Genomic DNA, 12,086 nt, shown 5'->3' on the forward strand with positions numbered 1-12,086 from the left:
TGCAACGAGTATTGCAAAAATAGGGCCTCCTTGCAAAAATGAATGCACGATTTCGGCCGGACCTGTCCGCCCGATTGCCCGCTTCTTCTGCAGAAAGACCTTGCCATGCGTTCCACCACCCCCGCCGTGCCCGCCCTGCGTCGGCGCGAGATCCTCGGCGCCGGCCTGACGGCGGCGCTGCTGCCCCTGTCCGCGCGCGCCCAGGCCTTTCCGGCCCGCCCGGTCACGCTGGTGGTGCCGTTCCCGGCCGGCGGCTCGGTCGACCTGATCGCGCGGCTGTATGCCGAGCCGCTGTCGAAGGCGCTGGGCACGCCGGTGGTCATCGACAACCGCGCCGGCGCGGGCGGCTCCATCGCCAGCGCCCAGGTGGCGCGCGCCAAGCCCGACGGCTACACGCTCGTGGTGTCGTCGCAGAGCTCGCACCTGGCCAACCCGCTGACGCAGGCCAACCCGGGCTACGACCCGATCAAGGATTTCCTGTCCATCAGCCAGCTCGCGCGCTCCATCAACGTGTTGCTGGTGAACCCGGCCGTGCCCGCCAAGACCTTCAAGGAGTTCGTGGCGCTGGTGAAGTCGCGCCCGGGCGAGCTCAACTTCTGCAGCGCCGGGCCGGGCAGCATGGGCCAGCTCAACGTGGAGCTGATGAAGTCGCAGCTGCAGCTCAACGCCACGCACGTGCCCTACCGCGGCGGCGGCCCGCTGGTGACCGCGCTGATCTCCAACGAAGTGCAGTTCGGCTTGGACAACCTCGCGCCCTTTTTGCCGCACATCCAGGCCGGCAAGCTGCGTGCGCTGGCCGTGGCCTCGCCCACGCGCGTCGCGGCGCTGCCCGACGTGCCGACCTTCACGGAGCTGGGCTATCCGGTGCTGAACACCACCTCGTGGATCGGCCTGGCCGCGCCCGCGAAGACGCCGCCCGAGGTCATCGCCGCGCTGCACAAGGCCGTGCGCACGGTGGCCGACCAGCCGACGATGGTCGAGGCGCTGCTGGCGCGCGGCTCGCTCGCGCCCGAGGCGCAGTCGCCCGCGCAGTTCACGGCCATGATGTCGGAGCGGCTCGCGCTGTACGGCGAGATGGTCAAGCGCGCCGGCATCCGCGGCGAGTGAGCGGGCGGCTGGTTTCATGACGCAGACACTGCCGACTTTCGCTCCCGACACCGCACCCTTGGAGGTGCTGCCGCGCGACCTCTCGGCCTACCGCCAGGGCAACACCGGCATCGACTACGTGCACCGCTTCGCGTCCGGCAAGCCGGGCCCGCACGTGCTCGTCAACGCGCTCACGCACGGCAACGAGATCTGCGGCATGGTCGCGGCCACGCACCTGCTCGACACCGGCGTGCGCCCGAAGATCGGCACGCTCACCGTGAGCTTCGCGAACGTCGAGGCCTACGAGGCCTTCGACATCGGCCGGCCCTACGAGAACCGCCAGCTGGTGCACAACCTGAACCGCATCTGGTCGCCCGAGCTGCTCGACGGCACCGGAGACAGCCCCGAGCTGCGCCGCGCGCGCGAGCTGCGGCCGGTGCTCGACGCGGCCGACTACGTGCTGGACATCCATTCGACGCGCGCCCCCGTGCAGCCCTTCTGGGTCTACCCGGAGTTCGAACGCAATGCAGGGTTGGCGCAGGCCGTCGGCGGCCCGGCGGTGCACCTCGTGATGCCCGTGGGCGCCGCGCCCGGCACGGGCGTCACGGCCTACAGCCGCCACGGCGAGCCGGGCATCGACGGCGGCGCGGTGGTGGTCGAGTGCGGCCAGCACTTCGCGCAGTCAGCGGCCGACCTGGCCACCGACGTGTCGCTGCGTTTTTTGGCCCACCTCGGGCTCGTCGACCCGGTGCCGCGCGTGCCGGTGGTCGCGCGCCGCTTCCGGCTGCTCGAGGTCCACATGGTCACGTCGGACGACTTCGCCTTCGTGCGGCCCGTGCTCGGCTTCGAGACCTTCGACCAGGGTGAGCTGATCGCGGTGCAGGCCGGGCGCGAGATCCGCTCGCCCTGCGACGGCTGCACGATCTTCATGCCGACCCGCGCACCAGTGATCGGCCGCGAGGGCGTGTACCTGACCGTGCCGGTCTGACCTGGGGCCTCAGGACGCCTTCGCGTCGCCTGCTGGTTCGTCCTCGCCGAGCCGGTCCCAGTCCTGGCCCGAACGCAGCTTGCGCTCCTCGCGCTCGCGCGCCATCTGCTCCTCGAACTGCTGGCGGCCCGCCTTGTTGGCGGCGATCAGCTTGGCGCGGTCCTTGTAGTGCGGGTAGATCTCGTCGCTGAGCTTGAGGTTTCGCTGGCGGAAACGCATCGACGCCTCGCGCGCCTCGGCCGCCGGCCAGCCCAGTGCCTCCAGCGCCGAGCGCGCGCTGCGCAGCGACGACTCGAACACCTCGCGCTCGATGTCCTGCACGCCGCGGTCGCGCAGCTGGAACAGATGGGTCACGTTGCGTGCGCGCGCAATGATGCGCGCCTGCGGGAAGTTCTCGCGCACCAGGTCGACGATGTCCAGCGACTGCTCGATGTCGTCCACCGCCACCACGATGGCGCGCGCCGTGCCGGCGCCCGCGGTGCGCAGCAGGTCCAGCCGCGTGGCGTCGCCGTAGAACACCCGGAAGCCGAACTGGCGCAGGCCTTCGACGGTGTCGGCGTCGTGGTCGAGCACCGTCACGCGCAGGCCCTGCGACATCAGCAGGCGCCCGACGATCTGGCCGTAGCGGCCGAAGCCGCAGATCAGCACCTTGGCGTCCTGCTGCTCCGAAATCTCTTCGAGCTGCGGCCCACCGGCGTGGCTGTAGCGCGGCAGCACGAACTTGTCGAGCAGCACCAGCAAGAGCGGCGACAGCAGCATCGACAGCGCCACCGCGCCGATCAGCAGCGAGGTGGTCTGCGGCGGCAGCACGTCGGGCCCGGCGGCCTGGAACACCACGAAGGCGAACTCGCCGCCCTGCGCCAGCAGCAGCGTGAACACCGGCCGCTCCTGGTAGGCCAGGCCCATGGCCTTGGCCAGCGCGTAGATCACGACCAGCTTGATGACCAGGAAGCTCACCACCAGCAACGCCATGACCCCTGGGTTGGCCAGCAGCACGCCGAAGTTGATCGACATGCCCACCGCGATGAAGAACAGCCCGAGCAGCAGGCCCTTGAAGGGCTCGATGTCGGTCTCGAGCTCGCGCCGGTACTCGCTCTCGGCCAGCAGCACGCCGGCAAGGAAGGCGCCCAGCGCCATCGACAGGCCGACGAACTGCATCAGCGCCGCGATGGCCACCACCAGCAGCAGCGCGGCGGCGGTGAAGATCTCGGGCGTGTCGCTGCGCGCGATCCAGCGCAGGATCGGGCGCAGCAGCAGCCGGCCGCCGAGGATGATGCCGGCGATCACGCCGACGATCTTCAGCGCCTCGAGCGCGCGGTCCAGCCCGCTCACGGCCTGCTCGGCCGCGGTGGCGCCGGCCAGCAGCGGCAGCAGCGCAAGGATCGGGATCGCCGCCACGTCCTGGAACAGCAGGATCGAGAAACCGGCCTGGCCGCTGGGCGTCTTCAGCAGGTTGCGTTCGCCGAACACCTGCAGCGCGATGGCGGTCGACGACAGCGCCAGCCCGAGCGCCGCCACCAGCGCCACGCGCCACGGCGCGCCCACGGCCCAGCCCACGGCGAACAGCACCGCCGCGCAGCTGAGCACCTGCGCAGACCCCCAGCCGAAGATCGGGCGGCGCAGGCTCCACAGGCGCTTGGGCTCGAGTTCGAGGCCCACGAGGAAGAGCATCAGCACCACGCCGAACTCGGCGAAATGCAGCACGTCTTCGACACTGGACACGAGGCCCAGGCCCCAGGGGCCGATGGCGATGCCGGCCACGAGGTAGCCGATGATCGAACCCAGGCCCAGGGCCTTGGACAGCGGCACCACCAGCACGGCGGCGCTCAGGTAGATCAGGCTGCTGGTCAGCCAGGCGGGTGCGTGTTCCATGCTCAGGCCGCCTTGTGGGTGCTGCTGCTGCCGTTGGCGACGGCCAGGCCGTGCGTCATCGCGCTGTGGAACGCGCCGGCCATCACCTGGCCCACGTCGTCGGATTCCGCGGGGCGGTCGGTCTCGGGCACCGGGCAGGCGATGCAGGCATCGAGCTCGTCCATTTCCGGCCACACCGGGTAGCTTTCCAGGCGCTGCACGAACACCTCGACATGCGCGGCCACCTCGGCCTCGCTGGCGCGGCGCGCGCCGTGCAGCAGCAGCGGCGGCAAAAAGCGCATGCCGCACAGCGCGGCGGTCTGCTCGTAGGGCGGCAGGAAGGCGTCGAAGAAGTAGCGGTTGTAGCTTTGCGGGTGGTAGCTCGGCTCGGGGCCGCCGGTGGTGGCGACCAGCCAGCAGTCCTTGCCCTGTAGGGCCGTGCCGCCGGGGCCATAGGCCCAGCCGTAGCCCAGCACGTCGTCGACCCAGAGCTTTTGCAGCGGCGGCATCGAATACCACTGGATCGGGTGCAGCAGCACCACCAGGTCCGCGCGCGCCAGCCGCTCGCGTTCGACCTCGACGTCGATGGCGAAATCGGGGTAGCTGCCGTACAGGTCGTTCACGTCGGCGCCGGGCACGCGCTGGGCCGCGGCGAACAGCCGGCGGTTCACGCGCGAATCGCGCCAGTGGGGGTGGGCCGCCAGCACATAGATGCTGCTGGCGGGGTTCTCCGCGGATGTTGTTGTCGTCATGTGGCGAACATAACGCAGACGGCCCGCCGTCGCCGACGCGCAACCCGGGGCGACTACCATCCAGCCCTGTTCCCGTTCTGGAGGAGATCCTCATGCCGGTGGTTCTGGTCGCCAATCCCAAGGGGGGCGTGGGCAAGTCGACGATTGCAACGAACATTGCGGGCTATTTCGCGAGCCGCGGCCATGCCGTGATGCTCGGCGACGTGGACCGCCAGCAGTCCTCGCGGCTGTGGCTCGGCCTGCGCCCGCCGCAGGCCCGCCCCATCGCCACCTGGGAAGCCACCGGCGACAGCACCGTGGTGCGCCCGCCGCGCGGCACCACCCACGCGGTGCTCGACACGCCAGCCGGCCTGCACGGCTGGCGCTTCAAGGAGGTGCTGGCGCTGGCCGACCGCGTGATCGTGCCGCTGCAGCCGAGCATCTTCGACATCTATGCCACGCGCGATTTCCTCGACCGCCTGCTGGAAAGCCGCCGCGCCGAAAAGACCCGCATCGGCCTGGTCGGCATGCGCGTGAACGCCCGCACGCTGGCGGCCGACCGGCTGCACGAGTTCATCGCCGGCCTGGGCGTGCCGGTGCTGGGCGAGCTGCGCGACACGCAGAACTACGTGCAGCTGGCCGCGCGCGGCCTCACGCTGTTCGACATCGCGCCGGGGCGCGTGCAGCGCGACCTGGAGCAGTGGGCGCCGATCTGCGAATGGCTCGACGCCTGAACTGATCCCCCGGATTTCCCTGAATCCCGGTTGTCGCAAGTCCGACAGCCAGCCTTGTGCCCTTGGCACCAGAATGCCCCGCATGACCAAAAAGACATTCCAGACCCTTCAGGATCTCGCCGCCTGCGTCGGCCAGGAAGTCGCCGTGAGCGACTGGATCAGCGTGACGCAGCAGCAGGTCAACCAGTTCGCCGAGGCGACGGGCGACCACCAGTGGATCCACGTCGATGTGGAGCGGGCCAAGTCCGGCCCCTTCGGCGCGCCGATCGCGCACGGGTTTCTCACCTTGTCGCTGCTGCCGAAGTTCTTCGAGACGGCCATCGACGTGGTCGAGTCGCGCATGGGCGTGAACTACGGCCTGAACCGCGTGCGCTTCATGTCGCCGGTGCCGGTGGGCCAGCGCCTGCGCGCCCGCATGAAGCTGCTGAGCGCCGAGCCGATTCCCAACAACGGCCTGCAGATGACCTGGGAAACCACCATCGAACTCGAAGGCGCCGCCAAGCCGGCGTGCGTCGCCGAGTCGGTGGTGCGCCGTTTTCCCTGAGCGGACTTTTTCTTCTTCTCTTTACATCCGGCGGTCGGTGACTTCGCCGTAGGTGGCGGCGCCCTGCCGGGTGATGCCGATGGCGCTCGCACGCACCGCCGCGCGGTCGACATTGCCCGCGGTCGGGCGGGCCACGCCGGTGCCGCCGTTGCTGATCTGCAGCGGCTGCAGGGCTTGCTGCTGGACCTGGGCGCGCGTCAGCGAGGACTGGAAGGGCGCGGGCGGCAGCGGGTTCTGCTCGCCCTGGAAGGCATGGGCGCCGCCGGCGAAGGCGAGGGCGGCGATCGTGATGAGGTGCAGGGTGGTGTGCATGGCGGGACTCCTTGGCAGTTGGCGTTGAGGGGCGGATGCCGGTGTGAATCACCGGCATGCCTTCCCATACGCCGCGCAGCACCGATCGGATGTGCCCCTGCCGCGCGAAGGGCCGTCAGGCGAAGTCGTTCTGCCGCCAGGCTTCGAACACCGTGACCGCCACCGCGTTCGACAAATTCAGGCTGCGCTGGCCGGTGCGCATCGGCAGCCGCAGGCGCTGCGGCTCGGCAAAGCCGTCGCGGATCGCGGGCGGCAGGCCGGCGGTTTCCGAGCCGAACACCAGCCAGTCGCCGGGCTGGAAGCGCACGTCGTGCACCGGGCGGGTGCCGCGCGTGGTCAGCGCGAACATGCGCTCGGCCGGCGGCTGCTGCGTGGCCAGCAGCGCGGCCCAGTCGGCGTGGCGCTTGACCTCAGCGTACTCGTGGTAGTCGAGCCCGGCGCGGCGCAGCAGGCGGTCGTCCATCGAAAAGCCGAGAGGCTCCACCAGGTGCAGCGTGCAGCCGGTGTTGGCCGCGAGCCGGATCACGTTGCCGGTGTTCGGCGGAATTTCAGGGTGGACCAGGACGATATGGAACATGCGCCGATTGTCGCGGGCGCCGCCGGCGGGTTCAGCGCGGCGGGTCGGTCCGCGCCAGCACCACGCCGGTGATGTGCGCCGCGCCCGCCAGGCGCAAGGTGGCGGCCGCGGCGAACAGCGAGGCGCCGCTGGTCATCACGTCGTCCACCAGCACCACGCGCCGCCCCCGCAGGCCGTCGGCGCGCAGCGGCTCCACGGCGAAGGCGCCGCGCAGGTTGCGCAGCCGGTCGGCGCGCGGCAGGCCGCTTTGCGCCGGCGTGTCGCGCGTGCGCAGCAGCAGGCTGGCGTCGGTCTTGGCCGGTGCCAGCCGGCGCGCGAGCTCGTGCGCCTGGTTGAAGCCGCGCTCGGCCAGGCGGCCGGGCGCCAGCGGCATCGGCAGCACGAGGTCGCACTGTTCCAGCGCCGGCTCCACCCACGGCGCACTGCGCAGCAGGGTGGCCAGCGGGCTGGCCCAGCCCGCCTCGCCGCGAAACTTGAACTGGGCGATGCAGTCGGGCCACGGCCACGCGTAGGTGCAGGCGGCGAGGCAGGCGTCGAGCGGTGGCGGGTGCTTGATGCATTCGCCGCAGCGCGCCACGCCCTCGGGCATCGGCAGGGCGCAGCCGCCGCAGCGCGGGGTCGGCGGCGCGAAGCGGGCCACGCAGGCGTCGCACACGCGCTGCGCCGGCCAGGCGCGGCAGACCTCGCACTGGCTGGGCAGCCGCGCGAGCAGCGAGGTGAAAGGCCTCAGGGCCCGGCGGTTGTACATGCCTCAATATACTCACGGCCCCATGGCCACCGACCCCGCAAGAAGACCGCCGACCATCGATCCCACGGCGGCCGACCGCTGGCGCCGGCTCGCGCCCGCCGAGGGCTCGCCCTGGCTGCACGAGGAAATCGGCCGCCGGATGGAAGACCGGCTGCAATGGATCAAGGCCCAGCCCCGCACCTGGGCCGACTGGTCGCCGCTGCGCGGCGGCCTCGAAGCGCACGCGCTGCTGGCCCGCCGCTACCGCGACGCCGAAGCCTTCGTCATCGAATCCGAACCCGCATTGGCCGACCGGACCGGCGAGGCGCTGACCGCGCCCTGGTGGAGCGCGCGCCGCTGGCAGGGCGGCAAGGCCCGCTTCGACGCAACGCCCGAAGACGGCGTGGACCTGCTGTGGGCCAACATGTCGCTGCACATGGCGGCCGACCCCGAGGCGCTGATCGCGCAGTGGCACCGGCTGGTCGCGACCAACGGCTTCCTGATGTTCTCCTGCCTCGGCCCGGACACGGTGCGCGAGCTGCGCGCCCTGCACGCCCGGCTCGGCTGGCCCGCCGCCGGCCATGAATACACCGACATGCACGACTGGGGCGACATGCTCGTGCACGCCGGCTTCGCCGAGCCCGTGATGGACATGGAGCGCATCGTGCTCACCTGGGCCACCCCCGAGGCCGCCCTGGCCGAGCTGCGCACCTTGGGGCGCAACCTGCATCCGGCGCGCTTTCCCGCACTGCGCGGCAAGGCCTGGCACCGCGCGCTCAAGCAGGCCCTGCCCGAGCTGGCGCCGGCCGCGGAAGGCGAGGGCCGCATCGCGCTGACCTTCGAGGTCATCTACGGTCACGCCTTCAAGCCGACGCCGCGCGTCGCGCTGTCGCCCGAGAGCGCGGTCTCGCTGCGCGAGATGCGATCGATGCTCCAGCGCGGCCGCCCTGGCGCCTGAGCGACCCGGCAGCCCTCATTCGGTGCGCGGGGCCCGCGCTCTACCCGCTACAATCCGCCGTTGCGTGAAACTCGCGGGTATTGTCCCGTGATCGAGGGGTGTCGGATCCTGTTTGTACGAGGGGTTTGGCCACCATCGACGCACCGATTTGCTGAACTCGCCCGTGTCGAATTCCGTGTTTCGTTTTGCCACCGTCTCAGGCCAGAACATCCACTGGTTCCTGAAACGCAATTGCTCGGTGACGCCGAGCCAGCTGGGCTGGCTCTACGCCTCGCTGTGCGTGGTATCTCTGGGAACGGGCATGGTGTTCTGGCTGCACGGTGCGCCGCTGGTATTGCCATTCGCCTGGCTCGAACTGGCCGCGGTGGGCTTTGCGTTCATGATGTACGCGCGGCATGCCACCGATGGCGAACGGATCGCGCTGCAGGGCGGACGCCTCGTCGTGGAGCTCGAGAACGGTGGGCACTACGAACGCACGGAATTTCTTCCGCACCAGGTGCGGATCGAACCGCAGACCGGCGATCGTTCGCTGATCGAGGTCTCGGGGCAAGGTCGATCGGTCAGGGTGGGGCGCTATGTACGCCCGGAGTTGCGAGCCGCACTGGCGCGCGAGATTCGCATGGCGTTGCGTGGCGCCTGAGGGGGCTCGCGCGGTGCTGCACGGTTGGGTTTTCGAAAAATTGAAGAAACGTGAACACGATGAAGAGCATTTGGCGCAATAAGTACAGGCCGGCGAATCTGTTGCTGGCGGCCGGCGCGGCGTTCAGCAACGCGGCGCACGCAGTCAACGATCTGCCCGGCGGCCCCGCGGTGCGCCAGCTGAATCTTCCGGTCGGCGTGACCAAGATCGCGCAGGAGCAGCATCTGCTCCACACGATCATGATGATCATCTGCACGGTCATCTTCGTCGCCGTGTTCGCGGTGATGTTCTATTCCATCTGGAAGCACCGCAAGTCGGTGGGCCACAAGGCCGCCAACTTCCATGAATCGGTGGTGGTCGAGGTCATCTGGACCATCGTGCCCTTCCTCATCGTGATCGTGATGGCGCTGCCCGCCACCAAGGTGCTCGTGGCCCAGAAGGACACCACGAACGCCGACCTCACGATCAAGACCACGGGCTACCAGTGGAAGTGGGGCTACGACTACCTGAACGGCGAAGGCGAGGGCCTGGCCTTCATCTCGACGCTCGACAGCTCGCAGCGCGCCATGTCCGACGCCGGTGCCAAGGGCGCCATGCCCGACGACTACCTGCTCAAGGTCGACAACCCGATGGTCGTGCCGGTGCAGAAGAAGGTCCGCATCATCACCACCGCGAACGACGTGATCCACGCCTTCGCCGTGCCGCAGCTGGGCCTCAAGCAGGACGCCATTCCCGGCTTCGTGCGCGACACCTGGTTCCGCGCCGAGACCGTGGGCGACTACTACGGCCAGTGCCAGGAACTGTGCGGCAAGGAACACGCCTACATGCCGATCCACGTGAAGGTGCTGTCGGCTGCCGACTACACCGCCTGGGTCGCCACCAAGCGCAAGGAAGCCGCAGCCAAGCTCGACGACCCGACCAAGGTCTGGACGCTGCCCGACATGCTGGCACGCGGCGAGAAGGTCTACGCCGCCAACTGCGCGGCCTGCCACCAGGCCAACGGCAAGGGCGCAGGCCCGATCAAGCCGCTCGACGGCGCAGCCAAGGTGACCGATTCCGACCACAAGGTGCAGCTGCTGGTGCTGCTCAATGGCCAGAACAACGGTGCCATGCCTGCCTGGAAGCAGCTTAGCGACACCGACCTCGCGGCCGTGGCCACGTACACCAAGAACAGCTGGTCGAACAAGACGGGCCAGCTGGTGCAACCGGCCGAAGTGCTGGCCCTGCGCGGCAAGTGATCCGACGGCGCCCCGCGAAGAAGAAATTGCAAGGAACAACGACATGAGCGCAGTCCTCGACCCCCACGGTCACGCCCCCGGCGGCCACGCACACGACGACCATCACGATCACCACGCGCCCACCGGCTGGCGCCGCTGGGTGTTCGCGACCAACCACAAGGACATCGGCACGCTCTACCTGCTGTTCAGCTTCACGATGCTGATGATCGGCGGCGTGTTGGCCCTGCTGATCCGCGCCGAGCTGTTCCAGCCCGGCCTGCAGATGGTGAACCCCGAGCTGTTCAACCAGTTCACCACCATGCACGGCCTGATCATGGTGTTCGGCGCGATCATGCCGGCCTTCGTGGGCTTCGCGAACTGGATGATCCCGCTGCAGATCGGCGCATCCGACATGGCGTTCGCGCGCATGAACAACTTCAGCTTCTGGCTGCTGATCCCGGCGGCCATCATGCTGGCCGGTTCGTTCTTCATGCCCGGCGGCGCGCCCGCGGCCGGCTGGACGCTGTACGCCCCGCTCACGCTGCAGATGGGCCCCTCGATGGACGCCGGCATCTTCGCGATGCACATCATGGGCGCCTCGTCGATCATGGGCTCGATCAACATCATCGTCACCATCCTCAACATGCGCGCCCCCGGCATGACGCTGATGAAGATGCCGATGTTCTGCTGGACCTGGCTCATCACCGCCTACCTGCTGATCGCCGTGATGCCCGTGCTCGCAGGCGCCATCACGATGACGCTGACCGACCGCCACTTCGGCACCAGCTTCTTCAACCCCGCCGGCGGCGGCGACCCGGTGATGTACCAGCACATCTTCTGGTTCTTCGGCCATCCCGAGGTCTACATCATGATCTTGCCGGCCTTCGGCATCATCAGCCAGGTGGTCCCGGCCTTCGCCCGCAAGAAGCTCTTCGGCTACGCCTCGATGGTGTACGCCACCTCGTCGATCGCCATCCTGTCGTTCATCGTGTGGGCCCACCACATGTTCACGACCGGCATGCCGCTCACGGGCCAGCTGTTCTTCATGTACGCGACCATGCTGATCGCCGTGCCCACGGCCGTGAAGATCTTCAACTGGATCGCCACGATGTGGCAGGGCTCGATGACCTTCGAGACGCCCATGCTGTTCGCGGTCGGCTTCATCTTCGTGTTCACGATGGGCGGCTTCACCGGCCTGATCCTCGCGGTCGCACCGATCGACACGCAGCTGCAGGACACGTACTACGTGGTGGCCCACTTCCACTACGTGCTGGTGGCCGGCTCGCTGTTCGCCATGTTCTCGGGCTTCTACTACTGGGCGCCCAAGTGGACCGGCGTGATGTACAACGAAACGCGCGGCAAGGTTCACTTCTGGTGGTCGCTGATCTCGTTCAACGTCACCTTCTTCCCGATGCACTTCCTGGGTCTGGCCGGCATGCCGCGTCGCTACGCCGACTACCCCATGCAGTTCGCCGACTTCAACGCCATCGCCTCGGTGGGTGCGTTCTTCTTCGGCTTCGCCCAGGTCTACTTCTTCCTGTTCATCGTGCTGCCTTCGATGCGCGGCAAGGGTGAAGCAGCGGCCCAGAAGCCCTGGGAAGCGGCCGAAGGCCTCGAGTGGGAAGTGCCGTCGCCGGCCCCGTTCCACACCTTCGAGAACCCGCCCAAGCTCGACGTGACCGCCACCAAGGTGATCGGCTGATCACCCGCGCACGCCGCAC

The 12,086-nt window shown here is 69.0% G+C and carries 13 protein-coding genes; 8 read left to right on the plus strand and 5 right to left on the minus strand.

The genetic code is table 11. The annotated features are described in order from the left end of the window. Positions 1 to 105: 105 nt before the first annotated feature. Both AC1RAD_RS25625 and AC1RAD_RS25630 read left to right on the plus strand, forming a co-directional pair. Entirely contained in the window at positions 106 to 1,107 is a 1,002-nt protein-coding gene (locus AC1RAD_RS25625; protein ID WP_062479498.1) for a Bug family tripartite tricarboxylate transporter substrate binding protein, read from the plus strand. A gap of 16 nt (positions 1,108 to 1,123) precedes the next feature. Next, positions 1,124 to 2,074: a M14 family metallopeptidase gene (locus AC1RAD_RS25630; RefSeq protein ID WP_492737930.1), complete on the plus strand. Its 951-nt coding sequence runs from the start codon at positions 1,124 to 1,126 to the stop codon at positions 2,072 to 2,074. Positions 2,075 to 2,083: 9 nt separating this feature from the next. Here AC1RAD_RS25630 and kefC read toward each other — a convergent pair whose 3' ends face one another. Continuing rightward, positions 2,084 to 3,946, minus strand: coding sequence for a glutathione-regulated potassium-efflux system protein KefC (kefC, locus tag AC1RAD_RS25635; protein WP_062479493.1), 1,863 nt, complete (start codon positions 3,944 to 3,946; stop codon positions 2,084 to 2,086). 2 nt (positions 3,947 to 3,948) lie between these two features. Beyond that, positions 3,949 to 4,677: a glutathione-regulated potassium-efflux system oxidoreductase KefF gene (gene kefF / locus AC1RAD_RS25640; protein WP_492737932.1), complete on the minus strand. Its 729-nt coding sequence runs from the start codon at positions 4,675 to 4,677 to the stop codon at positions 3,949 to 3,951. Between the two features lie 92 nt (positions 4,678 to 4,769). Here kefF and AC1RAD_RS25645 point away from each other — a divergent pair, with 92 nt between their 5' ends. Together AC1RAD_RS25645 and AC1RAD_RS25650 are read left to right on the plus strand one after the other, a co-directional pair. Further along, on the plus strand, positions 4,770 to 5,390 hold the full coding sequence (locus AC1RAD_RS25645) for a nucleotide-binding protein (protein WP_307637534.1): 621 nt from the start codon (positions 4,770 to 4,772) through the stop codon (positions 5,388 to 5,390). Positions 5,391 to 5,463: 73 nt separating this feature from the next. Next, complete coding sequence (locus AC1RAD_RS25650; RefSeq protein WP_062479484.1) at positions 5,464 to 5,934, plus strand: MaoC family dehydratase; 471 nt, start codon at positions 5,464 to 5,466, stop codon at positions 5,932 to 5,934. Between the two features lie 21 nt (positions 5,935 to 5,955). Here the strand turns inward: AC1RAD_RS25650 and AC1RAD_RS25655 are convergent, their stop codons facing one another. The 3 genes from AC1RAD_RS25655 to AC1RAD_RS25665 form a co-directional block, all read right to left on the minus strand. Then, positions 5,956 to 6,246, minus strand: a complete 291-nt coding sequence (locus AC1RAD_RS25655) for a DUF4148 domain-containing protein (RefSeq protein WP_492737935.1) — start codon at positions 6,244 to 6,246, stop codon at positions 5,956 to 5,958. 115 nt (positions 6,247 to 6,361) lie between these two features. Beyond that, positions 6,362 to 6,823, minus strand: coding sequence for a tRNA (uridine(34)/cytosine(34)/5-carboxymethylaminomethyluridine(34)-2'-O)-methyltransferase TrmL (trmL, locus tag AC1RAD_RS25660; protein ID WP_492737937.1), 462 nt, complete (start codon positions 6,821 to 6,823; stop codon positions 6,362 to 6,364). A 31-nt stretch (positions 6,824 to 6,854) separates the two neighbouring features. Continuing rightward, positions 6,855 to 7,571 carry a ComF family protein gene (locus tag AC1RAD_RS25665; protein WP_492737939.1) on the minus strand — a complete coding sequence of 239 codons (717 nt, stop codon included), beginning with the start codon at positions 7,569 to 7,571 and terminating at the stop codon, positions 6,855 to 6,857. Between the two features lie 22 nt (positions 7,572 to 7,593). Between AC1RAD_RS25665 and AC1RAD_RS25670 the strand changes: the two genes are divergently transcribed. The 4 genes from AC1RAD_RS25670 (at position 7,594) to ctaD (ending at position 12,067) form a co-directional block, all read left to right on the plus strand. After that, positions 7,594 to 8,508 (plus strand): class I SAM-dependent methyltransferase, encoded by a 915-nt coding sequence (locus AC1RAD_RS25670; protein ID WP_062481352.1) that lies wholly within the window; start codon positions 7,594 to 7,596, stop codon positions 8,506 to 8,508. A gap of 163 nt (positions 8,509 to 8,671) precedes the next feature. Beyond that, positions 8,672 to 9,148: a DUF2244 domain-containing protein gene (locus AC1RAD_RS25675; RefSeq protein WP_056578078.1), complete on the plus strand. Its 477-nt coding sequence runs from the start codon at positions 8,672 to 8,674 to the stop codon at positions 9,146 to 9,148. 59 nt (positions 9,149 to 9,207) lie between these two features. After that, positions 9,208 to 10,386 carry a cytochrome c oxidase subunit II gene (gene coxB, locus AC1RAD_RS25680; RefSeq protein WP_062481354.1) on the plus strand — a complete coding sequence of 393 codons (1,179 nt, stop codon included), beginning with the start codon at positions 9,208 to 9,210 and terminating at the stop codon, positions 10,384 to 10,386. A 43-nt stretch (positions 10,387 to 10,429) separates the two neighbouring features. Beyond that, positions 10,430 to 12,067: a cytochrome c oxidase subunit I gene (ctaD, locus tag AC1RAD_RS25685; protein ID WP_062481356.1), complete on the plus strand. Its 1,638-nt coding sequence runs from the start codon at positions 10,430 to 10,432 to the stop codon at positions 12,065 to 12,067. Positions 12,068 to 12,086 lie beyond the last annotated feature (19 nt).

The sequence above is a fragment of the Variovorax sp. GW823-FHT04B03 genome, from assembly GCF_058796495.1.

What these genes read in the sequence shown, in the direction of transcription:
- AC1RAD_RS25625 (WP_062479498.1), top strand. Translation starts at nt 106, where the DNA reads ATGCGTTCCACCACCCCCGCCGTGCCCGCCCTGCGTCGGCGCGAGATC.
- AC1RAD_RS25630 (WP_492737930.1), top strand. Translation starts at nt 1,124, where the DNA reads ATGACGCAGACACTGCCGACTTTCGCTCCCGACACCGCACCCTTGGAG.
- kefC (WP_062479493.1), bottom strand. Translation starts at nt 3,946, where the DNA reads ATGGAACACGCACCCGCCTGGCTGACCAGCAGCCTGATCTACCTGAGC.
- kefF (WP_492737932.1), bottom strand. Translation starts at nt 4,677, where the DNA reads ATGACGACAACAACATCCGCGGAGAACCCCGCCAGCAGCATCTATGTG.
- AC1RAD_RS25645 (WP_307637534.1), top strand. Translation starts at nt 4,770, where the DNA reads ATGCCGGTGGTTCTGGTCGCCAATCCCAAGGGGGGCGTGGGCAAGTCG.
- AC1RAD_RS25650 (WP_062479484.1), top strand. Translation starts at nt 5,464, where the DNA reads ATGCCCCGCATGACCAAAAAGACATTCCAGACCCTTCAGGATCTCGCC.
- AC1RAD_RS25655 (WP_492737935.1), bottom strand. Translation starts at nt 6,246, where the DNA reads ATGCACACCACCCTGCACCTCATCACGATCGCCGCCCTCGCCTTCGCC.
- trmL (WP_492737937.1), bottom strand. Translation starts at nt 6,823, where the DNA reads ATGTTCCATATCGTCCTGGTCCACCCTGAAATTCCGCCGAACACCGGC.
- AC1RAD_RS25665 (WP_492737939.1), bottom strand. Translation starts at nt 7,571, where the DNA reads ATGTACAACCGCCGGGCCCTGAGGCCTTTCACCTCGCTGCTCGCGCGG.
- AC1RAD_RS25670 (WP_062481352.1), top strand. Translation starts at nt 7,594, where the DNA reads ATGGCCACCGACCCCGCAAGAAGACCGCCGACCATCGATCCCACGGCG.
- coxB (WP_062481354.1), top strand. Translation starts at nt 9,208, where the DNA reads ATGAAGAGCATTTGGCGCAATAAGTACAGGCCGGCGAATCTGTTGCTG.
- ctaD (WP_062481356.1), top strand. Translation starts at nt 10,430, where the DNA reads ATGAGCGCAGTCCTCGACCCCCACGGTCACGCCCCCGGCGGCCACGCA.